The 21701-nt window shown below is 66.8% G+C and carries 23 protein-coding genes and 1 tRNA gene; 13 read left to right on the top strand and 11 right to left on the bottom strand.

What is annotated here, in order from left to right; genetic code table 11:
- The first annotated feature begins 8 nt into the window (after positions 1-8).
- From frc to ACQPYH_RS12145, 4 genes are all read left to right on the top strand, one after another.
- Entirely contained in the window at positions 9-1235 is a 1227-nt protein-coding gene (gene frc / locus ACQPYH_RS12130; protein WP_432890125.1) for a formyl-CoA transferase, read from the top strand.
- 22 nt (positions 1236-1257) lie between these two features.
- Entirely contained in the window at positions 1258-3399 is a 2142-nt protein-coding gene (locus ACQPYH_RS12135; protein WP_432890128.1) for an acetate--CoA ligase family protein, read from the top strand.
- A 67-nt stretch (positions 3400-3466) separates the two neighbouring features.
- On the top strand, positions 3467-4966 hold the full coding sequence (locus ACQPYH_RS12140; RefSeq protein WP_432890130.1) for an Nramp family divalent metal transporter: 1500 nt from the start codon (positions 3467-3469) through the stop codon (positions 4964-4966).
- A gap of 1 nt (position 4967) precedes the next feature.
- Positions 4968-5498, top strand: a complete 531-nt coding sequence (locus ACQPYH_RS12145; protein ID WP_432890133.1) for a hypothetical protein — start codon at positions 4968-4970, stop codon at positions 5496-5498.
- Positions 5499-6054: 556 nt separating this feature from the next.
- Here the strand turns inward: ACQPYH_RS12145 and ACQPYH_RS12150 are convergent.
- The gene (locus ACQPYH_RS12150; protein WP_432890136.1) at positions 6055-6330 is read right to left on the bottom strand and encodes a hypothetical protein; all 276 of its coding nucleotides are present in this window, start codon (positions 6328-6330) and stop codon (positions 6055-6057) included.
- A 453-nt stretch (positions 6331-6783) separates the two neighbouring features.
- On the opposite strand from ACQPYH_RS12150, the gene ACQPYH_RS12155 reads away from it, so the two are divergent.
- Complete coding sequence (locus ACQPYH_RS12155) at positions 6784-7797, top strand: hypothetical protein (RefSeq protein WP_432890139.1); 1014 nt, start codon at positions 6784-6786, stop codon at positions 7795-7797.
- 68 nt (positions 7798-7865) lie between these two features.
- Here ACQPYH_RS12155 and ACQPYH_RS12160 read toward each other — a convergent pair whose 3' ends face one another.
- Positions 7866-8306 carry an Lrp/AsnC family transcriptional regulator gene (locus tag ACQPYH_RS12160; protein WP_432890142.1) on the bottom strand — a complete coding sequence of 147 codons (441 nt, stop codon included), beginning with the start codon at positions 8304-8306 and terminating at the stop codon, positions 7866-7868.
- Between the two features lie 161 nt (positions 8307-8467).
- Between ACQPYH_RS12160 and ACQPYH_RS12165 the strand changes: the two genes are divergently transcribed.
- Both ACQPYH_RS12165 and ACQPYH_RS12170 read left to right on the top strand, forming a co-directional pair.
- A complete protein-coding gene (locus ACQPYH_RS12165) occupies positions 8468-9097 on the top strand; it encodes an AzlC family ABC transporter permease (RefSeq protein WP_432890145.1) in 630 nt (209 codons plus the stop codon).
- On the top strand, positions 9090-9422 hold the full coding sequence (locus ACQPYH_RS12170) for a branched-chain amino acid transporter permease (RefSeq protein WP_432890148.1): 333 nt from the start codon (positions 9090-9092) through the stop codon (positions 9420-9422). Before ACQPYH_RS12165 ends, ACQPYH_RS12170 begins: the two co-directional genes overlap by 8 nt.
- Here the strand turns inward: ACQPYH_RS12170 and ACQPYH_RS12175 are convergent.
- Positions 9405-10637, bottom strand: coding sequence for an FAD-dependent oxidoreductase (locus ACQPYH_RS12175; protein ID WP_432890151.1), 1233 nt, complete (start codon positions 10635-10637; stop codon positions 9405-9407). The genes ACQPYH_RS12170 and ACQPYH_RS12175 overlap by 18 nt on opposite strands.
- Before the next feature lie 220 nt (positions 10638-10857).
- On the opposite strand from ACQPYH_RS12175, the gene ACQPYH_RS12180 reads away from it, so the two are divergent.
- Genes ACQPYH_RS12180 through ACQPYH_RS12190 form a run of 3 tightly spaced genes read left to right on the top strand, consistent with a single transcriptional unit; the run spans position 10858 to position 11850 of the window.
- Positions 10858-11184: a PadR family transcriptional regulator gene (locus ACQPYH_RS12180; RefSeq protein ID WP_134096869.1), complete on the top strand. Its 327-nt coding sequence runs from the start codon at positions 10858-10860 to the stop codon at positions 11182-11184.
- On the top strand, positions 11181-11537 hold the full coding sequence (locus ACQPYH_RS12185; RefSeq protein ID WP_432890154.1) for a DUF1048 domain-containing protein: 357 nt from the start codon (positions 11181-11183) through the stop codon (positions 11535-11537). The genes ACQPYH_RS12180 and ACQPYH_RS12185 overlap by 4 nt, the downstream gene beginning before the upstream one ends.
- Before the next feature lies 1 nt (position 11538).
- Positions 11539-11850, top strand: a complete 312-nt coding sequence (locus tag ACQPYH_RS12190) for a DUF1048 domain-containing protein (RefSeq protein ID WP_432890157.1) — start codon at positions 11539-11541, stop codon at positions 11848-11850.
- Positions 11851-11856: 6 nt separating this feature from the next.
- On the opposite strand, the gene ACQPYH_RS12195 is transcribed toward ACQPYH_RS12190, so the two are convergent.
- The 4 genes from ACQPYH_RS12195 to ACQPYH_RS12210 form a co-directional block, all read right to left on the bottom strand.
- The gene (locus tag ACQPYH_RS12195; protein WP_130445376.1) at positions 11857-12612 is read right to left on the bottom strand and encodes a GntR family transcriptional regulator; all 756 of its coding nucleotides are present in this window, start codon (positions 12610-12612) and stop codon (positions 11857-11859) included.
- A gap of 76 nt (positions 12613-12688) precedes the next feature.
- Positions 12689-12877: a hypothetical protein gene (locus tag ACQPYH_RS12200; RefSeq protein WP_432890160.1), complete on the bottom strand. Its 189-nt coding sequence runs from the start codon at positions 12875-12877 to the stop codon at positions 12689-12691.
- A gap of 84 nt (positions 12878-12961) precedes the next feature.
- Positions 12962-14122 (bottom strand): NAD-dependent formate dehydrogenase, encoded by a 1161-nt coding sequence (locus ACQPYH_RS12205; protein ID WP_432890163.1) that lies wholly within the window; start codon positions 14120-14122, stop codon positions 12962-12964.
- Between the two features lie 44 nt (positions 14123-14166).
- Complete coding sequence (locus tag ACQPYH_RS12210) at positions 14167-15138, bottom strand: LysR family transcriptional regulator (RefSeq protein WP_432890166.1); 972 nt, start codon at positions 15136-15138, stop codon at positions 14167-14169.
- A 168-nt stretch (positions 15139-15306) separates the two neighbouring features.
- Between ACQPYH_RS12210 and ACQPYH_RS12215 the strand changes: the two genes are divergently transcribed.
- Positions 15307-16074 carry an alpha/beta fold hydrolase gene (locus tag ACQPYH_RS12215; protein WP_432890169.1) on the top strand — a complete coding sequence of 256 codons (768 nt, stop codon included), beginning with the start codon at positions 15307-15309 and terminating at the stop codon, positions 16072-16074.
- Here the strand turns inward: ACQPYH_RS12215 and ACQPYH_RS12220 are convergent.
- From ACQPYH_RS12220 to ACQPYH_RS12230, 3 genes are all read right to left on the bottom strand, one after another.
- Positions 16056-17126 carry an acyltransferase family protein gene (locus ACQPYH_RS12220; RefSeq protein ID WP_432890172.1) on the bottom strand — a complete coding sequence of 357 codons (1071 nt, stop codon included), beginning with the start codon at positions 17124-17126 and terminating at the stop codon, positions 16056-16058. The genes ACQPYH_RS12215 and ACQPYH_RS12220 overlap by 19 nt on opposite strands.
- Before the next feature lie 158 nt (positions 17127-17284).
- The gene (gene dnaN, locus ACQPYH_RS12225) at positions 17285-18418 is read right to left on the bottom strand and encodes a DNA polymerase III subunit beta (protein ID WP_432890174.1); all 1134 of its coding nucleotides are present in this window, start codon (positions 18416-18418) and stop codon (positions 17285-17287) included.
- A 55-nt stretch (positions 18419-18473) separates the two neighbouring features.
- On the bottom strand, positions 18474-19058 hold the full coding sequence (locus ACQPYH_RS12230; protein WP_432890177.1) for an AAA family ATPase: 585 nt from the start codon (positions 19056-19058) through the stop codon (positions 18474-18476).
- 171 nt (positions 19059-19229) lie between these two features.
- Between ACQPYH_RS12230 and ACQPYH_RS12235 the strand changes: the two genes are divergently transcribed.
- Complete coding sequence (locus ACQPYH_RS12235) at positions 19230-19829, top strand: muconolactone Delta-isomerase family protein (protein WP_432890180.1); 600 nt, start codon at positions 19230-19232, stop codon at positions 19827-19829.
- A 13-nt stretch (positions 19830-19842) separates the two neighbouring features.
- On the opposite strand, the gene ACQPYH_RS12240 is transcribed toward ACQPYH_RS12235, so the two are convergent.
- Positions 19843-19919 (bottom strand) — tRNA-Arg (locus ACQPYH_RS12240).
- 160 nt (positions 19920-20079) lie between these two features.
- On the opposite strand from ACQPYH_RS12240, the gene ACQPYH_RS12245 reads away from it, so the two are divergent.
- Entirely contained in the window at positions 20080-21678 is a 1599-nt protein-coding gene (locus ACQPYH_RS12245) for a PrsW family intramembrane metalloprotease (RefSeq protein WP_432890183.1), read from the top strand.
- The last annotated feature ends 23 nt before the right edge of the window (positions 21679-21701 follow it).

A 21701-nucleotide genomic window follows, 5' to 3' on the forward strand; every position in this document is an offset into this window, starting at 1 on the left:
GACCCAGCATGACGAAGGCCCTCGAAGGTGTCCGCGTCCTCGACATGACCCACGTGCAGTCCGGACCGTCCTGCACCCAGATCCTCGCCTGGCTCGGCGCCGACGTGATCAAGCTCGAGGCACCGACCGGCGATATCACCCGCCAGCAGCTGCGCGACCTCCCGGACGTCGACAGCCTCTATTTCACGATGCTGAACTGCAACAAGCGCAGCATCACGCTGAACATGAAGTCCGACCGGGGCAAGGAGATCTTCACCGACCTGGTGAAGAACTCCGACATCCTGGTGGAGAACTTCGCGCCGGGCGCGATCGACCGGATGGGCTTCACCTGGGAGCGACTGCAACTGCTCAACCCGGGGCTGATCTTCGCGTCGATCAAGGGCTTCGGCCCCGGCCGCTACGAGAACTTCAAGGCGTACGAGGTGGTCGCCCAGGCCATGGGCGGCGCGATGAGTACGACGGGGTTCGAGGACGGACCGCCCACCGCGACCGGTGCGCAGATCGGCGACTCAGGCACCGGGATCCACCTGGTCGCCGGCATCCTCGCCGCCCTGTTCCAGCGGACCCACTCCGGCAAGGGCCAGCGGGTGACCGTGGCCATGCAGGAGGCCGTGCTCAACCTGACGCGGGTGAAGCTCCGTGACCAGCAGCGGCTGACGCACGGGGCGCTGAAGGAGTACCCGAACGACAACTTCGGCGACGAGGTACCGCGCTCGGGGAACGCGTCCGGCGGCGGCCAGCCCGGCTGGGCGCTGAGGTGCGCGCCGGGCGGACCGAACGACTACATCTACGTCATCGTCCAGCCGCCCGGCTGGGCGCCGATCGCCAACCTGATCGGCAAGCCCGAGCTGGCCGAGGACCCCGACTGGTCGACGCCGGCCGCGCGGCTGGACAAGCTCGACAAGATGTTCGCGCTGATCGAGCAGTGGACCGAGCAGCACACGAAGTTCGAGGTGATGGACAAGCTCAACGCGCTGAACGTGCCGTGCGGGCCGATCATGTCCACCGCCGAGCTGATCGCGGACGAGACGCTGGCCGACCTCGGCGCCGTGGTCGAGGTGGAGCACCCGCAGCGCGGCGCGTTCAAGACCGTCGGCTGCCCGATCAAGCTGTCCGACTCGCCGGTCGAGGTGCAGACCTCACCCGGACTCGGTGAGCACAACTCCGCCATCTACGGCTCGCTCGGCATCGACACCGCCGAGCTCTCCGAACTCAAGGCCGCCGGCGTCATCTGATCTCTCGAATTGGAGCTTTCGCATGACCTATGACAAGGCAGCAGTCCGGACCATCCTCGACCAGGCTCTGGCGGACGGCCGCACCTCGCTGAGCGCGCCCGAGGCCAAGCAGGTCGCCGACGCGTACGGCATCCCGACGCCGGGCGAGGGACTGGCCACGACTGCCGAGGGAGCCGCCGGTCTCGCCGCCGAGATCGGGTTCCCCGTCGTACTGAAGATCGTCTCGCCGGACATCCTGCACAAGACCGAGGCCGGCGGCGTGGTGGTCGGCGTGGACACCGCGGACGCCGCGCGGGACGCGTTCGACAAGATCCTCGCCAATGCGCGCGCGTACAAGGCCGACGCGGCGATCACCGGCGTACAGGTCCAGAAGATGCTGGTCACCGGCGGTGACGTGCAGGAGGTCATCGTCGGCGCGGTCACCGATCCGACGTTCGGCAAGGTGGTCGCGTTCGGGCTGGGCGGCGTACTCGTCGAGGTCCTGAAAGACGTGACCTTCCGGCTTGCCCCGCTGACGTCCGGCGAAGCGCGGGCGATGGTCGACGGGATCGGCGCGCACGAGATGCTCGAGGGTGTTCGCGGTGCGCAGCCGGTCGACAAGGACGCTGTCGGGGACTTGATCAAGCGGTTGTCGGATCTGGTCACCGACTTCCCGCAGTTCGCCGAGGTGGACCTCAACCCGGTGCTGGCCGGGCCGGACGGCGCTACCGCGGTGGACTTCCGGATCATCGTGGACGCCGAGGCGGGCAAGCCGGTCGAGCGGTTCAGCCAGGAGGAGATCCTGACCGCGATGACCCGGATCATGCGGCCGCGCGCGGTCGCCGTGATCGGGGCGTCCAACGAGGACGGCAAGATCGGCAACTCGGTGATGAAGAACCTGGTCAACGGCGGGTACGCCGGGGACATCTACCCGATCAACCCGCGCGGTGGAGAGGTGCTCGGACGGAAGGCGTTCCCCAGCATCTTGGAGGTGCCGGGGGACGTGGATGTCGCGGTGTTCGCCGTACCGGCCAAGTTCGTCGCCGGGGCGCTCGAGCAGTGCGGGCAGAAGGGCGTCGCGGGCGCGATCCTGATCCCGTCCGGGTTCGCCGAGACCGGCGAGCAGGAGCTCCAGGACGAGGTCGTCGCGATCGCCCGTGAACACAATGTCCGAATCCTCGGACCGAACATCTACGGCTATTACTATCTGCCCGAGAGTCTGTGCGCGACCTTCTGCACGCCGTACGACGTCCGCGGATCCGTTGCCCTGTCCTCGCAATCGGGCGGGATCGGGATGGCGATCCTCGGCTTCAGCCGGTCCAGCCGGATGGGAGTCTCCGCGATCGTTGGGGTAGGCAACAAGGCCGACATCGACGAGGATGACCTCCTGACCTTCTTCGAGAGCGATGACAACACCAACCTGATCGCCATGCATCTTGAGGACTTGAAGGACGGCCGGGCGTTCGCCGAGACGGCGGCCCGGGTGTCCAAGAAGAAGCCGGTCGTCGTGCTGAAGGCCGGCCGGACGTCCATGGGTGCGCGGGCGGCCAGCTCGCACACCGGCGCCCTGGCCGGCGACGACAAGGTGTACGACGACATCCTGCGGCAGAGCGGGGTGGTACGGGCGCCGGGGCTGAACGAGATGCTCCAGTACGCCCGCGGTATTCCGCTGCTGCCGACGCCGAAGGGCGAGAACGTCGTCATCATCACCGGCGCGGGCGGTTCCGGCGTACTGCTGTCGGACGCCTGCGTCGACAACGGGCTCACGCTGATGGACATCCCGGCCGATCTGGACGCGGCGTTCCGCAAGTTCATCCCGCCGTTCGGTGCCGCCGGCAACCCCGTGGACATCACCGGCGGCGAGCCGCCGTCGACGTACCGGAACACGGTCGCGCTCGGGCTGTCCGACGAGCGCATCCACGCCCTGATCCTGGGCTACTGGCACACGATCGTGACGCCGCCGATGGTGTTCGCGAAGCTGGTCGCCGAGGTGGTCGAGGAGTTCCGGGCCAAAGGCATCGACAAGCCGGTGGTGGCCTCACTGTCCGGCGACGTCGAGGTCGAGGAAGCGAGTCAGTACCTGTTCGACCACGGTGTGGTCGCGTACCCGTACACCACCGAGACGCCGGTCCAGGTCCTCGGTGCCAAGTACCGCTGGGCCCGCAACGCCGGTCCGCTCGGCTGATTGGAGGAAATGCGCGCGCGGGGGAGGAGTTTGATCCGCTAGTTGGCGTCGATGTAAGGAGTCCGCCTTGGACGTCACGAGCAAGACCTCAGAAGTTCCCGAAGAGCCGGCCGCGGCAGCTGTGACCGAGAAGGTCTGGAAAGCGGGCAGGCTCGAACCGATGCCGATCCGGAAACTTCCGGACGCACCACCCTCGATGCACATCCTCGGCCCGACCGTGTTCCTGGTCGCGCTGGGGGTCGGCATCGGAGAGTCGTACATGTGGCCCCGGCTCGTCCTGGTGTTCGGGCCGGACATCCGCTGGTTGTTCCTGATCGGTGTCACCCTGCAGGCGTTCGTACTGCTGGAGATGGCCCGGTACGCGATGGCGACCGGGGAGAGCATCTTCTTCGGCGCGGCGCGTGTCTTCAAACCGCTGATGTGGTTCTTCTACGCGGCGGCGATCCTCATCTACATGTGGCCGGGTCACCTGTCCGCGGGCGCCGGCGCGCTCGAGGAGATCACCGGCATACCCTGGCAGGTCAGCGCGTGCGTGGCTCTGGTGTTCGTCGGTGTCCTGTTCAGCATGTTGTCGGTGATCTACAACTTCCTTGAGAAGCTCCTCGGGTTGCTGATCGGCGTACTGGTGGTCGGTACGTCGGTGATCGCGGCGATCGTCGGCAGCTGGGACGACGTGGCGAAGACACTCGGTGGGATGTTCGCGTTCGGGTACTTCCCGCACGAGGCGATGAACTCGACCTGGTTCCCGGTCGTCGTCGGGGCCTGTGCCTTCGCCGGCCCGTCCGGGATGCAGCAGATGTGGTACACGCTGCAGCTGCGCGACAGCGGTGCCGGCATGGGTGCGCACATCCCGAAGATCCGTGGTCTGCGGACGGCGGGCGAGGCGGAGTCGATGCCGTCGCGCGGGTTCATGTTCGACACCGAGGACCCGGCCGAGATGGCGAAGTGGAAGGGCTGGCGCAAGTGGGTCACCTTCGACGCGATCCTGCTCTTCTGGGGGATCACGATGCTGGTGACGATCTCGTTCACCGTGCTGGCCATGTCGGCGGCCCGGCAGAACCCGGACGTGGCTTCGCTGATAGAAGGAGGTGACCGCGACGCCGCGCTGCGGGCGATGTCCGATGCCTTCTCCGCGGCCGGTGGTCCGGTCCTGGGAACGCTGTTCTTCGCTTTCATCGCGCTGATCGGGCTGAACGCGACGCTGGGTCTGTTCGACTCGTTCTCGCGGGGCCAGGCGGACATGACGTACTACTTCGTGCCTGGCGCGAAGCGGTTCTCGATGTCGCGGTTGTACGCCGGGTTCCTGTGGGGCGTGATCCTGTTCGGGATCCTGATCCTGCTGTTCGGGCCGGCCGACGGTCCGGCCGGGATCCTGGACACGCTGGCGTTCCTGTCCACGTTCGCGATGGGTGCGTATTGCATCGTGCTGCTGCTCACGAACAACATGCTGCTGCCGAAGAAGATCCGCCCCGGCCCGGTCCGGAACGTGATCATCGGCTTCGGTGCGGTGTTCTACCTGGGCATGTTGTTCTACTGCCTGGTCCGCTTCGGCGTGGCAGTGGGCTGACATGAGCATTCCCGTTTCGGCCAAGCAGTTAGCGGAGTTCAGTGTCCCGGCCCTGTCGGTCGGTGCCGCTGCCGGGTTGATCGCCGGAGGGCTGGCCGCGTTCGTCGGCCAGCCCGCCGGCTGGGCGGTGGTCACCGGGCTCGGGCTCGGCGTACCGCTGATGCTGTTCGGCGCCGGGTACGCCGTACTGCTTGCCCTGGGCAAGGTCCCCGCCGGGGTGTTCGCGCCGGCGGCGGTCTACTGGGTGATCGGCTTCCCGGTCTCCCTGTTCGTCCACGCGATCGTCACCGAGTGGGTGGTGACCGGCACCCCCGGCGTACCGCCCGATCCGTGGAAGTTCCTCGCCTTCCGTGCCTTGATCAGCATGGGCTTCGCGATCGGCTTCCTCTGGATGCACGAACAGCTGGGCCGCCACTGGTGGCCACACATCCTCGACCGCAACACCTACGCCCGACGGGTCGTAGAACAGTACGTCCACCTGGCCACAGCCCTACAGGCCCGCAAGGCCGCCACGGGCCGCGGCCGCAACTGAGTCCCCGCCAGTTGCCCGCACCCTCAGGGGTGCGGGCAACTGTTTTTGGTACGCCGTCAAAAGGACACCGCTCCGCGGCGGCTGCCTGTTGCCGCCTTCGGCGGGGCGCGGCTTGCTGGTTCCGCGGGCAGGTGTTGGCGCGGGTGTTGCTGGTCACGCGGAATGGTCACCGCTTCGCGGCGGCTGTTCTGTTGCCGCCTTCGGCGGGGTGCACGGCTGATGCCGGCCGCGAGCGTGGTCGGCGCCAGGACCGGACCGGTGGGCTGAAAGGACACCGCTTCGCGGCGGCTGCCTATTGCCGCCTTCGGCGGGGCGCGGCTTGCTGGTTCCGCGAGGAGGTGTTGGCGCGGGTGCTGCTGGTCACGCGGAATGGTCGCCGCTTCGCGGCGGCTGTTTGTTGCCGCTTTCGGCGGGGCTCGATTAATGGCGAGGGGCTCCGCGGTGGCGCGGCGTGCTGGATCGAGGCGACCAGGAAAGGTATCGGGGACTGTGATTGGTGCCAGCCGGTCGCAATGAGGTGATGTCACGGGTGCCGCGCGAGGCTGGAGAAGGCTTGTCAGCGCTGCACCTGCTCGCACGTGAGAAGGCGTCCGGGGAGACCTTTAATACGTTCGCGGATTGCGGCTGCGTGTTGGTGCGCCCAGGAGGCAGGTGCGATGTGCTCCTCGATGAGCTGATCGCCCAGCCACAGTTGGACTTTCCAGAGGTCGGCCGGTTCGGGTTCGATCGGGTCGCCGTCGAGTTGACGTTCGCCGCGGAGCCACCCCTCGAAGGCCCAGCGGTTCTCTGCGGGGCATCGCTCGACGTACTCGCGAATCTGCTCCTCGCTCAACACCCCGCCGTACCTCCGACGCCAGTCCTGGTGGATGCCCGAAGTACAGGCCAGCCCCGGGCCGTGCGTTCGATCGGCGCGGGCGCGACTGGCGGGTCGAGAAGTTGGCGGATCGCGTGGACAGTCCGTTCGGCCGGACCACGCTCGTCGAGTATTCGACGTACCTGGGAGAGCACGTCATGAGACGCCGTCGATGTCATCGCTGCCCCGATCAAATGGCTGGCTCCTGGAACGGCCAGGGCGACAGGGCAGGAGACCGCAAACTCGCCTGCGCACTCGGGCTCACCTGCCGCCCTGACCTGTTCCAAGCTTGTTGCCGATCACCGACTGAAACCACCGAGACGATCAGTGACCAATGGCCGCGAACTCTCCCCGTCAGCCGGGGAGGTTTCGTGGCACCATGGTGTTGTGGACCCCAACACACCGCCCCGCGTTGGAACAGGCGGAGCGAGCATGCGCCAAGAGCGACGGCAGTTGGCCGCTGAGTTTCGCTCCTCGCACCGCACCTGGGTGGAGATCGCGTTGGCGTTCGCCGACCGCTATGGCGTCAACCTCCGCGTTGCGTTCCGGATGGCGCACGACTGGAGCCAGCGCGAAGCCGCCGATCGCTGGAACAACCTTTGGCCGGCTGATCCGAAGACCTTCAAGAACTTCTCGTACTGGGAACAGTGGCCGTCCGCGAGCGGCTACGAGCCATCGATGACGGTGCTGGCCAGGCTGGCGCAGCTCTATGACTGTTCGATCGCCGACCTGGTCGCGGACTGCGCGGACTTTCGCTCGGCCGATCCCAATCAACGCGTCACCTCGCAGTTGGCCAGATTAAACGCCGACTTGGTCGTCGCCGACGACCAGGACGCCGTACGTCGCGTCGCTGATGAGGTCGAGAACACCAGTCCGGAAGTCTTGGCCCGGACTGTTGCGGCCTGGCTCAGCACAGTCGACCCGAGACTCGGGCGGCGCCGACTGCTGACGAAGCTGTCCGCAGCACTTGCTCTCGCCGCTGCCACACCGTCCACCGCCGCAGCAGCGGTGGAAGACACACCGCCCCCGGGTCCCGCGAGTGATAACGCTCTGGGTGGCATCTGGCACTCCCGGTATGTCTACCACTCGACAGGCCGGGACGGGCAGTTGTCGTGTGAGCACTACATCGTCCTTCGACACCAGGGCAACCGGATCTTCGGCGAGAACGTACCGGCTCGCAACGACTCGCTTGTCCGGCTGGACCTGACCCTCCGCGGAACTGTTGCCACCGGCACCTGGTCTGAACGAACCAGCACCAACGGGTACTACCACGGCCGGGAGTATCACGGCGCCATCCAGCTCGTTGTCGACCCGATGGGCAAAGCCATGACCGGTCGTTGGATCGGTGTCGATCGGCAGTTCAACGTCAACAGTGACGCGTGGGAGCTCCAGTGGGTCGACACGGCGTCACCCACTGTCCAGCGCGAATACCGCAATCTCGTGTAGCGGACTGCGAGGCCGTGTGTGCTAGCTGGTCGTACGGCGCAGGCGGCGGGCATGGTTCCCCGTGCGGCTCACCGGTCGGATTTGACTAGTTTCATGGTGATTCGGGAGTCGACGCGGGCTATGGCGGGGTTGCCGAGCAAGTTGGTCATCAGCCAGTGTTCGAAGGCGGCGAGGTTGGCGACCTGGACGCGGATGAGGTAGTCGGGGAGGCCGAACATGCGGCGCATCTCGACGATCTCGTCCATGTCGGCGAGTCTGTCCTCGAACGCCTCGACGGTTGCCAGATCTTTCGCGACCAGGTCCGCGTGGATGATGACCTCGAATCCGCGGCCCATCGCCTCCGGGTTCACGACTGCGGCGTACCCGGCAATCACACCGTCGGCCTCCAGCCGCCGGACGCGTCGCAGGCAAGGTGCGGCGGTCAGGCCGACGCGAGCTGCCAGTTCCAGGTTGGTCAGCCGGCCGTTCTCCTGTAGGTGGGCGATTATTGCTCGATCCAGATCATCCATACCAAAGTATTGCTCCAAGGGCAGCCGGGCAAGCAACAACAGGCAAGCGCATTGCGCGGATTCGCGCCTAACTTAGCTGTATGGCCAATCGCACCGCTGCAGTCGCAGCTGAACCCGGCTCGGCGCTCGCGGCTGTCGCCCGCGAAACGTGGGTCATCTGGATGGGGCTGTTCGCGCTCGGCATCGGCTTCGGCGTCGTCGTCACCAGCCACGGCCTGCCGTGGTGGCTTGCTCCGGTGATATCCGCGGCGATGTTCGCCGGATCGGTGGAGTTCATCCTCGTCGGCATGCTTGCCGCGGCCGCTCCGATCGCTGCGATCGCCATGACCACCTTCCTCGTCAATTCGCGGCATCTGTTCTACGGACTGTCGTTCCCGCTGCACCGGGTCAACGGGTGGCGCAAGGCCTACAGCGTGTTCGCGCTGTGCGACGAGGCCTACGCGATCATTACCGGCAAGGAACCCGACACGCTCACCAGCGGCAGGATCCTGTGGACCCAGCTCGGCCTCCACGCGTCGTGGGCGACCGGCGCGCTCCTCGGCGGCCTCGCCGGCGAAACCTTCCTCGGCGAGGTGCATGGCCTCGACTTCATCCTCACGGCCCTCTTCGTCGTACTGGCCATCGATGCCTTCCGCGCCCACTCCGACAAGCGAAGCCTGGCGCTGGCCGCCGGTTCGGCCATCGCCGCCCAACTGCTCGCCCCTGGCTCGATGATCCTCGTCGCCATGACTGTCTTCAGCATCAGCCTCGTCGTCCGTCACCGACTGCACCGAAAGGCCTGCCGTGCCTGACCCCACCTACATCGCCACCGCACTGGCCGTGGCTGTAACCATCACGGTCGCCCTCCGCGCGCTGCCGTTCGCGATGAAATCGGCCCTGAACGAATCAGCTCTGCTGGCAGATATCGGTCGCTGGATGCCGCTGGGCGCGATCACCATCCTGGCCATCTACTGCCTGGCCGGCATCGACCTCACCACGCCCAGCCACGGCGTACCCGAGATCGCCGGCGTCGCCGCCACGATCGCCATCCACCTGTGGCGCCGCAACGCCGTACTCAGCATCGTCACCGGTACCGCCGCCTGCCTGGTCCTCACCAACCTAGCTCTGCCCGCCTGACCTGCGGAGTGGAGTTTGGGCCATGCGTTGTTCGCCGATGCGGGCGGCTTCGCGGACTACGGTGAAGGCGTAGTCGGTTATGTCGGCCTCGTACGCCGCCAGCGCCTGGTCGAGTGGGAGGTGGCCGTCGGCAACTTTCTTCAGGTGTCGTCCGAGGAGCGCGCCGTAGCGCATCGCGAGGTTGGCTCCGCGGCCGAGCGTTGGGGTCATGGCGTGGATAGCGTCGCCGAGAAGCGTGACGTTGGTGGGTGTGTCGAGCTTGGTCGGCACGCTTGTGTGCATCTCGACCAGGAAGAACGAGGTGGGATCACCAGCATCGATGACGCGGACCGCGGCGTCGGGCCACTCGCCGATGGTCGCGCCGGCGATGTGCTGCAACTCCGCGCCCGTGTGGGCCCGCATCGTGTCGTTGCGCGGGAAGAAGCGGTGTCGGCCGCCGACGATGCACACGACGTAGTCGTCCTGATCGCGCATGGCCGTCCCCGGCGCGAATTGCTGCGCAGCCTGTGCCGGAGGGCTGGGAAAACGGACCGCGCCGAGGCCGAGGAAGACCTTCCGTTCGTCGGAAGCGATGGTGAAGATGTCGGTGAGCGCCTCGGTCGGGACCAGCGACGCCGCGGTCTGCCACGGCAGGCGCCCGTAGATCGCGGTGATCCCGGCGTCCACGATCTCGGCGTACGGCGCTCGCTGCCGACGTACTGTTGATCGGATGGCGTCCGCGCCCACCAGCAGCGTTCCGCGCGCGCTTGACCCGTCGGAGAAGTACGCCGTGACGCCGTCGGGGTCGCTGACGTAGCGTTCCAGCTTCTTGCCGAAGTGCACGACGTCTTCCAAGCCCGCGAGGAGGATCTGACGCAGCGTGCCCCGGTCGACGTTCGCGTGTACGTCGTCCTGCTCGCGGCCCGGCCAGGCGTCGCCGGTGTCGTCGCGGGTCGGCAGCCGCTTGAGCACCGACAGGTCGGTGTTGAGGATCGTGGTGAACGGCTCGGTGGGGTGGGCTGTGGCGCGGAAGACGTCGTACAGCTCGGTCGGCAGAACCTCGTGTGCAGCGTTGATGCCGTCGGCGTCCAGGTGAAGGCGGTAGCCCTGTGGGCGATCCCACGGGTCGGCGTCCCGCTCGAAGACTGCGACGTCGATCCCGTTCCGGCGAAGCGACTGGGCGAGAGCGAGGCCGCCGAGACCGGCGCCGGCGATGAGAACTTTGAACTCAAACATGATCGTCCCTTGTTCGACTGTCGACAAAGGACGCACTGGTAGCCCTGAGAAGGGCGTCTGTACGGGCGCTTGAGGCGCCACCCGGACTACCTACCGGGCAGTGACTTTCGTACGTCACGGAGACGGTAGCACTCGTGCACGCGGCCGTGCGAAGCGAGCTACTCGGTGATACCGTATAGTGGTACTCGGTGATACGGAGTACTGAGAGGATCGGCTTGGGATGGATGACCTGACGGAGATGTTGAAGGGCACGCTGGAGGGTTGTGTGCTCGAGATCATCGGCCGCGAGGAGACGTATGGGTATGTCATCACGCGTCAGCTGAATGAGCTCGGGTTCGCCGATGTCATCGAGGGGACCGTCTACACGATCTTGTTGCGGCTGGAGCGGAACGGGCTGGTGCAGGTGACCAAACGGCCGTCCGGGATGGGGCCGCCGCGCAAGTTCTATTCGCTCAACGACGCGGGGCGCGCGGAGCTCGGGAAGTTCTGGGCGAAGTGGGAGTACCTCTCATCGCGAATCGACAAACTCAAGGAGGGTGGGAGATGAGTTTCTGGGACACGATTACCGGCAACGACCTCACCAGGGAATACAAGGCGTTCGAGGTCCGAGCTGCGGCATTGCCGGCTGACTACCGGGCCGCCTGGGAGCAGATCAAGGCCCGCCTGTCGCCGTACTCAGGCTTCACGGGTCGCAACCTGATGCCGATCCTCGACGGAGCCCTGGGCTTGCTCGAGGAAACGGCGGCCGACGGGCAAAGCATCGACGACGTGCTGAGTGATGACATCGCCGGCTTCTGCGCGGCGCTCGCCGGCGGTGAAGGCGCCCGCACCTACCGCGATCGCTGGCGTGAGCAGTTGAACCGCAACGTGGCAAGAAAACTGGGCCGGCTAGGAGACTGACGTGGGCATCCAAGACATCATCGAAGGCAAGAAGCAGTGGCGAGCGCACCTGGCAAGAGTTAAGGCGCTCCCGCCGGACTACGAGATCGTCTACAAAGAGATCCAGAAGTACTTGTTCAAGGTCGGCCCGACCGATCTGACCGAGGGAAACCTGCTCTCCGGAATCGTCGACTTCTTCGAAGAAGGCGTCGCCGCCGGCAAGGGCGTGATCGAACTAATCGGCCCCGACGTAGCCGCCTTCTGTGACGACCTGATCAAAGACTCCCGCACCTACGCCGAGATCTACCAGGAATCCGTCGCCAAGAAGGAGTAGCCGTCGTCAGGTGGTGCGGCGTCGGCGGCGGGGAGCTGCTTCGGGCTCGGGAGTTTCGGCGGGCTCTGCGCCGGACTGGAGGTCGTGGTAGGCCTTGCGGGTGTGTTCGGTGTGTTCCCGCATGATTTGGGCGGCTTTGTCTTCGTCGCCTTCGCTGATGGCCTTCACCAGGCGGTTGTGTTCGCGCCAGGAGGCTGCGCCGCGGACCGGGGCGACCGGCGTGTAGTACCAGCGGACCCGGCGGTCCACCTGGGCGGCGAAGTCGACCAAGAAGCGGTTGCCGGACATCTCGGTGATGAGGCTGTGGAGTTCGCCGTTGGTGCGGACGGTGCCGTCGATGTCGCCAGACTCCTGGTACGCCGTGCCGACCTTGCAGAGCTCGCGCAGACGAGCGACGTCTTCCTTCGTGGCGTGGCGGGCGGCGAGACGGGCGGACTCGGACTCCAGGGCCGCGCGGGCCGCGAGCAACTGGTCGACCTCGTCCTCGGCGGGAACGTGCACCATCGCGCCGAAACCGGGGCGCAGGTCCACCCAGCCCTCGTTGTTCAGGCGCTGCAGCGCCTCTCGCACCGGTTGCCGGGAGACGCCCAGCAGGCCGGCGAGCTCGACCTCGACCAGGTGACGGCCGCGCTCGAGGGTGCCGTCGATGATCATCTCGGTCAGGGCCTCGTACACCGACTCCCGCAACGGCGTCGGCCGCTTGACGTGCCGCACTCCGGCCGGTTCCGCACCCGCCCCTGGCCCTGCGCTGATCGTCGTCATGAGGTCCCTTCCCGAAAACAGCACGGCACTTGGTAGACAGTCTACCAAGTGCCATGCCCTGACATATAGCCGCCGCTCAGGCGGCCGACTCGTCTGCCTGACGGTCGTCGTCGCGCGCGGCGGTCACGTCGCCGGTCGGTTGGCCGGTCAGCTTGGCGAGCTCTGCGTCCAGGTCGAGCGGGTTGGACAGCTCCTGCTGCAGCTCCGGGGCATCCGGGAACTGCGGGCGAGCCGCCAGAGCGCCGAACCTACGTGTGAAGATCATTTCTACCCTTCCTTGAATTCTGGCTTCTGTATACATTCAACCAGGTGTACTGACCGGTTATGCCCGCGTCTCACGTGATCCGGCTTACACCCTCGTCGAGTACGAATGCGCTCCGGCACCGGCCAGTTGCCCGCCGTCGACGATCAGGTACTCGTCGCGGATCGGCGTACCGGCAAGCCATGACTCCAGGATCTCCCGGGTGCCCGCGGCGTACCGGGTCTGGGCGGACAGCGACGAGCCGGAGATGTGCGGCGTCATCCCGTGGTGCGGCATGGTCCGCCACGGGTGGTCGGCCGGGGCGGGCTGCGGGTACCAGACGTCACCGGCGTACCCGGCCAGCTGTCCGCTCTCGAGGGCCCGGACGATCGCGTCGGGGTCGGTGATGCGAGCCCGCGCGGTGTTGATCAGGTACGTCCCGCGCTTCATCGTCCCGAGCAGTTTGTCGCCGAACAGCCCCTCGGTCTCCGGGTGCAGCGGCGCGTTGACCGTCACGACGTCGCAGTGCGGCACCATGTCGGCTGCGCTCGGGTGGAAGGTCAGCCCGAGCTCCCGCTCGACCGACTCCGGCAGGCGGTGCCGGTCGGTGTAGTGCAGCTTCACGTCGAAGGGAGCCAGCCGGCGCAGTACTGCGGTCCCGATCCGGCCGGCCGCGACCGTACCGACGTGCATGCCCTCGAGGTCGTACGAGCGGGCCACGCAATCCGCGATGTTCCACCCGCCGTCGAGGACGACCTGGTGGGACGGGAGGTAGTTGCGGACGAGCCCGAGGATCATCATCACCACGTGCTCCGCGACGCTGATGCTGTTCGAATAGGTGACCTCGGCAACGGTCATGCCGTGCTTGATCGCCGCGTCCAGGTCGACGTGGTCCGAGCCGATGCCGGCGGTGATCGCGAGCTTCAGCTTCGGCGCCTTCGCGATCCGCTCGGCGGTCAGGTACGCCGGCCAGAATGGTTGCGAGATCACCACATCGGCGTCGGGCAGCTCACGATCGAGCACGGAGTCGGCGCCCTCCTTGTCGGACGTGACGACAAGTGTGTGGCCCTGGCTCTCGAGGAATTCGCGCAGCCCGAGCTCACCGGACACGCTGCCGAGCAGCGCGCCCGGCGTGAAGTCGATCGCCTTCGGCGAGGGCGCGGTCTGACCGCCGGGGTAGCCGTCGATGGTCGGGATGTCGTCCCGCGCGTACGACGTCGGGTGGCCGGTGACCGGGTCGTCGTACAGGACGCAGACAATCTTCGCCATGATGGGAATCTCCTTGTTCTGAAGGGATTTCCACCATCGCGGTGTCACGGTCCGACGGTCAAAGACTTGTTCGCTATGTCGAGATAGCCGGAATCCATCAAATGCACGTCGAGGAGATCGTCGAGGGCTTTGTGTACGCCGGCCTGCCGCGCGACGTCGAGCAACGCCCGCGCCAGTACAGGCTCCGGACTGCGCGCCGCGATCACCAGGCCGACCCGCGGCCCGTGCGCCGGACCCTTGAGCGGTACGACGCGCATCCCGTCCGGTACGCCGAACATATGCAACCAAGCGTGTGAGATCACGGTCGACCAATGGCTGCCATGCAGATGGCTGTACAACCCGGACACGGTGTCGCTCTCGATGGCCGGCGTCGCAGTGACCCCGTCGTCGGTGAAGTAGCCGTTCATGATCCGGCGGTTGCGCATGTCGGGGGAGAGCAGGCAGAGCGGCAGTCCGGCGACCTCCGCCCAGGTGGCGACCGGCTGGTCGGCGAGCTTCGAGTGGGTCGGAGTCAGCAGCAGATAGCGCTCCTCGTACAGCGGCGTCTTCCGCACCTGACCGAGCGTGTCGTCGTCGAGATACGTCATCGCGACGTCGAGATCGAACTCGGCGAGCTTCTGCGTGATGTCGCGCGACGACAGCGATTCCAGTGTCACCCGGGCATTGGTATGCCGTTCGCAGAAAGGTGTCGTGAGCAACGAAACAACCGGCATCGCCGTCGGGATCGCGCCGAGCCGGAGGGTGCCGTTGAGCCCGCCGCGCATCACCGACAACTCGTGCCGGAGCGCGTCCTGCTCGGCGAGGATGCGCTGCGCCCAGAGCAGCACCCGCTCGCCCTCGGGCGTCAGGCCCTCGAACCGCCGGCCGCGACGCACGATCGGTACGTCGAGCTCCTGCTCGAGCTTGCGGATCGCGGCCGACAGCGACGGCTGGGAGACGTAACAGGCTTCCGCCGCCCGGGCGAAATGCTTCTCGCGGGCGAGGGCGACGAGGTACTCCAGCTGGCGGAGCAGCATCAACGAACCCGGGATGGTGTGCAGTCGCCTGTATACATAATCCAACTGTAGTGAGGTGCGCCGTCGCCCGGAAGATCTCGGCGTGTTGTGATGTGGATCACAGGGTGTCTTTCCGGCGCGGATCCGTTCGACGGATGGGCAGAGATCTCTCTGGCAAAAGGAGCTGTGATGCAGAAGGTGGTTTCCAAGGACGGCACCGAACTCGCGTACGACACGTACGGCAGCGGGCCGGTCCTGGTACTCGTCGCGGGCGGGTTCACCGAGCGCTCGCGGTACGTCGACGACGCGAAGGCGCTGTCGTCGGCGTTCACGGTGGTGAACTACGACCGGCGTGGTCGCGGTGACTCCGGCGACACCCTGCCGTACGCGGTGGAGCGTGAGTGGGAGGACCTGGAGGCGATCCGGTCGGCGACCGGCGCGCAGTACGCCTGTGCCTATTCGTCCGGGTCGATGGTGCTGCTGAGGGCTGGACTGCCGTTCGAGAAGCAGGCGGTGCTGGAGCCGCCGTTCCGGGTCGACGGAGCACCGCAGGCGCCGGACCGGTACATCGAGCGGTTGCAGGAGTTCGTCGACGCCGGGAATCCCGGTGGGGCGGCTGAGCTGTTCATGGTCGAGGCAGTCGGCCAGCCGAAGCAGGCGGTCGACCAGATCCGGCAGACGCCGATGTGGGCCGGCATGGAGGCGATCGCGCACACCCTCGTGTACGACGGTCTCCAGATGGGTGACAGCGCCGTACCGCGTGGCCTGCTGGCGTCGGTCGACGTACCGACGCTGGCGATGTACAGCAACGCCAGTCCGGACTGGTTGAAGGAGGCGGCGCGGCAGGCCGCCGAGGCGCTCCCGCACGGGACGCTGGAGGGACACGACGGGACGTTCCACACGCTGCCGCCGGAGACGATGGCGCGGGTGCTGACGGGCTACTTCCTGAGTGCGTAAACCGGTCGGACCCGGTTCAGTAGGCGTTTGAGGCGTGGCGCGAGCGGCTGCTCGACGCCGTAGTGCAGTGCGGCCGCAATGCCGATCATGAGCAGCATCGTGGCGGCGACCAGGAGGACGTGGTTCACCTGGTCGCCGAGGCGCTCGAAGATGATGAAGCCGATGTGCGCGTGCACGAGGTAGAGCGGGTAGGTGAGCGCGCCGAGCACGGCGAACCACGGTCGGCCTCCTAGGCGATGCGTCAGCTTCAGCGCGACGGTCAGCATGACCGCGAAGATCGCGATGATGATCGCGACGACGGCGGGCCGGTGGATCCCGGTGTGGTAGCGGATGCCGACGCGGTCCGCGAATCCGATGCCGCGGTAGATCGCGTTGCCGAGTGCGATCGCGACGATGGCGAGGGTCTGTCGCGTGGCGCCGTACCGGTGGATCAGGCAGAGCGCCATGCCGGCGATGAAGTAGTGCGAGAACTGGGTGTTGAGCACCAGGTCGGTTGCGTGCGGCAACAGTCCGGTCTGGAAGACGAGCGTCGCCGCGAGCCACACCCAACAGAAGATTGTCACCCGGCGCGCGGTGATGCCGATCCAGGTGAGCACTAGGACCATCGCGTAGAACCTGATCTCGGCCCAGAGCGTCCAGTAGACGACGTCGACGTTCTGGATGTTCGGCAGCGAGTTGAACATCGTCAGATTCGCCAGGTACTGCTTGAGGCCGACAGGGAAGTGTCCCTGGCTGAAGGCAACGGACACGAACGCCGTGAGGCTGACCGCGATCCAGTACGCCGGGTACAGCCGGACCGCCCGCGAGATCATGAACGATCGCGGGCTGCGATCCCACGCGCTGAGCAGCACGACGAATCCGCTGATCGTGAAGAACAGGTCGACGCCGAGATACCCGTACCGCGCGACGACGTCCACGTGCGGGAAATGCATCGCGGATGTGCCATCGGCGTACGAGGAGAACAGGTAGTGGTACGCCATCACCGAGAACGCCGCAAAGATCCGCAGCAGGTCAACCTCATGAAGCCGTCCCCGCGAGCCTTCCACAGCCACCCTTCCGTCGCGCTTCCGGCTCCACTACATCGCACCGGACGACCGCAATCGTCAGCCCCCAGCACGATTCACCCGTCCGACCTACGGATGACGGAGCGACCCGGGGCACGCGGCAACAAGAGGGTTGTACGCGGCAAGCACCTCGGCTGATTCAGCCGTCAGTTGGGTAGGCGCATGGGCATCAGGATGTAGGCGGAGTCTGGCGTGGGTGTGTCGTCGGGGGCGCGGAGGCCGGTCAGGTTGGCGGGCTTGGTGGGCTGGGTGAAGGCGAAGTGTGCGATCGGCGTACCGAGTGAGCCGAGTCCGTCGAGCAGGTAGCCGGCGTTGAAGCCGGTGACCACGGGCTCGCCGGTCAGCGTGACCTCGACGGACTCCGACGCCTGGGCCTCTTCGCCGTTGCCGGCGTCAAGCGTCGCCAAGCCGTCGGCGATTGTGAGCCGCACCGGCGCCGACCGCTCAGCCACGAGTGCAACCCGCTTCACGGCCTCGACCAGCGCGGCGGTGTCCACGGTCACCGTGGTGGTGATCGCGTTCTCTACCGGGATGAGACTGCGTACTTTCGGGAACTCGCCGTCGATCAGCCGGCTGGTTGCATGCCGACCGCCGCCCTCGAACCCGAACAACCCGTCCCCTGTGCGGGTCGAACCGAGCGCAAGCGTCAGCTCATGACCGGTCATCGCCTTCGCTACATCCGCGAGCAGCTTCGCCGGGACCAGCGCGTTGGCCTCGACCCCGGCATCGACCGGCTCCCACGGGAACGACCGCAGTGCTAGTCGGTATCGGTCGGTGGCAAGCAACGAGATCGTCGAACCACGGATCTCGAGCCGGATCCCGGTGAACACCGGCAGCGTGTCATCGCGACCCGCCGCGCTCACCACCTGCGAGACGGCCCGCGCGAACACGTCTCCGTCGACCACTCCACTGGCCTTTGGAATCTCCGGCAGCGGCGGATACTCATCGAGCGGCAGAGTGTGCAGCACGAACCGAGACGCACCGCTACTCACCTGAACCCGAGCCGCCTCACCGCTCAGATCCACCGAGTCGCGTGGCATGCTCCGGCAGATATCTGACAGCAGCCGCCCGGAAACCAGCACTTTTCCCTCGTCGGCCACCTCCGCCGGCACACTCACCCGCGCCGAACTCTCATAGTCGAACCCGGACAACGTCACCTGCCCGTCGGCCGCCTCCACCACCATCCCGGCCAGGATCGGCACACTCGGCCGACTGGGCAACCCACGCGCCACCCATCCGACCGCCTCAGCCAGCACCTCACGCCCGACTCGCACCTTCATGCCGCACTCCTCCCCATCTCGAAGTACGACTCAATCAGCAGCCACCGACAATTCGTTAACCGAAGCTGATCCGGGCGATCTGATTTGCCTGCCCACGGCTGAGCACGAGCGCCGACGCGGCTCCAGGTACGACGTACGCCGGATCCTCAGCTGCTCGTCCCACCAGGTCGGGCCACCTTTGGCAGTGCGTGGCCATGCTGCCGGACCGTACGACGCGGCCGCGCGCCCACTGGCCTGAGCGAGCCACATCGCCTGGTACGTCCAGGAGGATGAGGTGCAAGGGCAGCCCGGCGCGGCGGGCCCGCCAGCCGAGCAGTCGGCGTACCCAGGGCCTCGTGGCGCAGTCGTGCACGACAAGCGGGCCTCCGCCTCGACGCATCGCCGCCAGCACGCGCACGTAGTACGCCAGGTGCAGCAGCGGGCGCCACCATGCATACGGCACCCGGCCCAGGACGGGCATCCAGCGAGCACGCAGGCGCTCTGAGTCGAACACTCGTACGCCGCTGTGGTCCGCGCCGATCGGGTAGAGCCTGCGGAGCAGAGTGGTCTTGCCGGCTCCTGGGATCCCGGCCAGGATCACCAGCGCGTCCGCGGCGTACCGCAGGTCGCGTAACCCGTTGGTCGTATGAAGGACACCCACAACTCCTGAAGCCACGACACCGGCCCTTCCGTCACCTGTCAGTACAGATAGGACGAACCAGCTCACACCACCGCTCCGTGAGAAGACTGAGAAGTGCTTAGGAACTCGCTGAGGGAATCTCTGCCGACGCGATCCTGTTGACCGCAGCAGGCCGAGCATCGGGAGGGCGAGATGCAGTTCCTGGTCACGATGACCACGCAGGTACCGGAGGGGGTGACGGACTCGGAGGTCGACGAGGTACGCGGCCGGGAGGCGGCGCACTCACGCGAGCTCGCCGCGGCCGGCCAGCTGCTGCGGCTGTGGCGGCCGCCGCTCCAGCCCGGCGAGTGGCGCACGTTCGGTCTGTTCGAGGCGAAGGACGCCCAGCAACTGGAGGAGGTCCTGTCCTCGATGCCGCTCCGGATCTGGCGCCACGACGACGTCATGCCCCTCGAACCACACCCGAACGACCCGTCGTCACCGACCCCTCTCGACGCCGGCGCGACGGAGTACTTCACCATCTTCAACCTGACGATCCCGGAAGGCACTCCGCCCGAGCTCGTCGACGAGAAGGCCGCCGGCGAGGCAACCAGTACTCGCCGACTCGCCGCCGAGGGCAAGCTCGTCCGCCTCTGGAAGCGCGCCGACGGCCCCACCCTGGGCCTCTGGCAAGCCGACAGCCCCGAGGAAATGACGACCATCCTGAAGTCGCTTCCCCTCGCGGACTGGCTCGAGACCGACACGATCCCGCTCACCGTCCACCCCAGCGATCCGGCCCACACAGCAGCCTGATCCGCGGGTGAAATGGCGCGCCCGGCAGGATTCGAACCTGCGACCAACGGATTAGAAGTCCGACGCTCTATCCAGCTGAGCTACGGGCGCGTGGCAGGGAAGAGTCTCTCAGATCGGCGGGTGATCCCGCCTCTGGGTTCCTGATCGGCGCGGTTCGAGCGGGGGCGAAGTACAGGGTTGTCGTTCCATCCCGGTAACGCTGAGTGGGTGGTCCTGCCGGTTGATCGGCACCCCAACTAGGCTTCTGGGCATGAGTCACCCCTCACCAGGCCCGGCAGGCACGCCGCAACCCGCGGCGGGGTCGGCGTACTCGCCCGGCGGACCCTACCCGCAGCCGAATGTTCTCGGCAGCCATCCGGTCCCCGGCCAGCGCCGTAACCAGGGCGTCCTGATCGGCATCGTGATCGCGGTGGTCTTCGCGATCGCGGGCCTGGTGATCTTCGGAATCGTGGCCAAGTCGACCGGCGCGGGCGGCTTCACCTGGGGTCTGATCTTCGCGTTCGTGCCGGTGATCCCGGTCATCGCGCTCTACCTCTGGCTGGACCGGTACGAACCGGAGCCGACCAGGTACATCGTCTTCGCGCTCTGCTGGGGCGCCTTCATCGCCACGCTGGCCGCGATCTTCATCAACACCGAGGTGTCGCACCGGCTGGCCGAGACCGGCGTCGGCGGCGACCGGTCCGCGGTCTTCGTCGCCCCGCCGGTGGAAGAGTTCGCCAAGGGCTCCGTGATCCTGCTGCTGGCGCTGGTACGCCGCAAGGAGTTCGACGGCATCATCGACGGCCTCGTGTACGCCGGGATGGTCGGCGTCGGCTTCGCCTTCACCGAGAACATCCTGTACTACGGCCGCGTCTTCAACACGCTCTCCGAGGAGGCCGGCAGCGACGCCGGGCTGCGCGGTGCGTTCGCGCTGTTCATCATCCGCGGCGTGATCTCGCCGTTCGCGCATCCGCTCTTCACGTCGTTCACCGCGATCGGTATCGGCGTCGCGATACGCCACCGAAGTACCGTGGTCCGTTTTCTCGCGCCTGTCGTCGGGTACCTGGCTGCGGTGCTGGCGCACGCGTCCTGGAACGCTTCGGCGAGCTGGGCCGGTGGCGGGGGCTTCATCGTCGCGTACCTGTGTCTGATGGTGCCGCTGTTCATCTGCCTGGTCGTCTTCGCTCTCGTGATGCGATCACGGGAGGGACAGATGATCGCGTCCCGGTTGTACGACTATGTGCGGTTCGGATGGCTGGTTCCACAAGACGTTCCACTGATAGCGACGCTGCGAGGGCGCAAGGCGCTGCGGCAGAACGCGCGGCGGTACGGGCCCCAGGCGGAAACGGCGGCGAAGGCGTTCCAGCACGCCGCGACCGAGCTGGCGTACCTGCGGGACAAGATTGTGCGCCAGGTGATCGGACCGGATGCACTGCAAACGGAGAAGCAGCTGCTGGACGAGCTGCGGGAGCGGAGGCCGAGCGTGCCCTTCCCTCCGATGCCTGCGTTCGCACAGGCGGCTCCGCAGTACGCCGGTGGTGCCTTCCCGCCCGGTCCTCCGGGGATGCCGATGGGGCAAATGGGTCCCGGCATGCCGATGGGGCCGGGTGCCCCGATGGGCCCGGGGCCGGGTGGCCCGATGGGACCGGGTGGTGCTGGGCAGGCGCCTGGTGGGCCGGGTCCTGGAGTTCCGGGAGGTGGCGCCGGGGAAGGCGCATACCCGCCGCCTCAGGGTGGTTATCCGCCCGCCCAGCCGGGGTATCCCTCGGGGCAACCCGGTTACCCAGCCGGTCAGTCTGGTTACCCACCGGGACCCCCCGGTCAACAAGGACCGCCGGGAGGATACGGTCCGTATCCACCACCGCAGTGACTGCCACCCGTCCACGCCGCCAA

Origin of the sequence: Kribbella sp. CA-245084 (assembly GCF_050942355.1) — a bacterium.
Lineage (GTDB): Bacteria > Actinomycetota > Actinomycetes > Propionibacteriales > Kribbellaceae > Kribbella.

Excerpts from the sequence above, each read along its gene's own strand:
- dnaN (WP_432890174.1), bottom strand. The coding sequence starts at position 18,418 with ATGAAGGTGCGAGTCGGGCGTGAGGTGCTGGCTGAGGCGGTCGGATGG.
- ACQPYH_RS12210 (WP_432890166.1), bottom strand. The coding sequence starts at position 15,138 with ATGCTGCTCCGCCAGCTGGAGTACCTCGTCGCCCTCGCCCGCGAGAAG.
- ACQPYH_RS12200 (WP_432890160.1), bottom strand. The coding sequence starts at position 12,877 with ATGATCTTCACACGTAGGTTCGGCGCTCTGGCGGCTCGCCCGCAGTTC.
- ACQPYH_RS12135 (WP_432890128.1), top strand. The coding sequence starts at position 1,258 with ATGACCTATGACAAGGCAGCAGTCCGGACCATCCTCGACCAGGCTCTG.
- ACQPYH_RS12145 (WP_432890133.1), top strand. The coding sequence starts at position 4,968 with ATGAGCATTCCCGTTTCGGCCAAGCAGTTAGCGGAGTTCAGTGTCCCG.
- ACQPYH_RS12180 (WP_134096869.1), top strand. The coding sequence starts at position 10,858 with ATGGATGACCTGACGGAGATGTTGAAGGGCACGCTGGAGGGTTGTGTG.
- ACQPYH_RS12245 (WP_432890183.1), top strand. The coding sequence starts at position 20,080 with ATGAGTCACCCCTCACCAGGCCCGGCAGGCACGCCGCAACCCGCGGCG.
- ACQPYH_RS12205 (WP_432890163.1), bottom strand. The coding sequence starts at position 14,122 with ATGGCGAAGATTGTCTGCGTCCTGTACGACGACCCGGTCACCGGCCAC.
- ACQPYH_RS12185 (WP_432890154.1), top strand. The coding sequence starts at position 11,181 with ATGAGTTTCTGGGACACGATTACCGGCAACGACCTCACCAGGGAATAC.
- ACQPYH_RS12155 (WP_432890139.1), top strand. The coding sequence starts at position 6,784 with ATGCGCCAAGAGCGACGGCAGTTGGCCGCTGAGTTTCGCTCCTCGCAC.
- ACQPYH_RS12165 (WP_432890145.1), top strand. The coding sequence starts at position 8,468 with ATGGGGCTGTTCGCGCTCGGCATCGGCTTCGGCGTCGTCGTCACCAGC.
- frc (WP_432890125.1), top strand. The coding sequence starts at position 9 with ATGACGAAGGCCCTCGAAGGTGTCCGCGTCCTCGACATGACCCACGTG.
- ACQPYH_RS12195 (WP_130445376.1), bottom strand. The coding sequence starts at position 12,612 with ATGACGACGATCAGCGCAGGGCCAGGGGCGGGTGCGGAACCGGCCGGA.
- ACQPYH_RS12235 (WP_432890180.1), top strand. The coding sequence starts at position 19,230 with ATGCAGTTCCTGGTCACGATGACCACGCAGGTACCGGAGGGGGTGACG.
- ACQPYH_RS12215 (WP_432890169.1), top strand. The coding sequence starts at position 15,307 with ATGCAGAAGGTGGTTTCCAAGGACGGCACCGAACTCGCGTACGACACG.
- ACQPYH_RS12160 (WP_432890142.1), bottom strand. The coding sequence starts at position 8,306 with ATGGATGATCTGGATCGAGCAATAATCGCCCACCTACAGGAGAACGGC.
- ACQPYH_RS12175 (WP_432890151.1), bottom strand. The coding sequence starts at position 10,637 with ATGTTTGAGTTCAAAGTTCTCATCGCCGGCGCCGGTCTCGGCGGCCTC.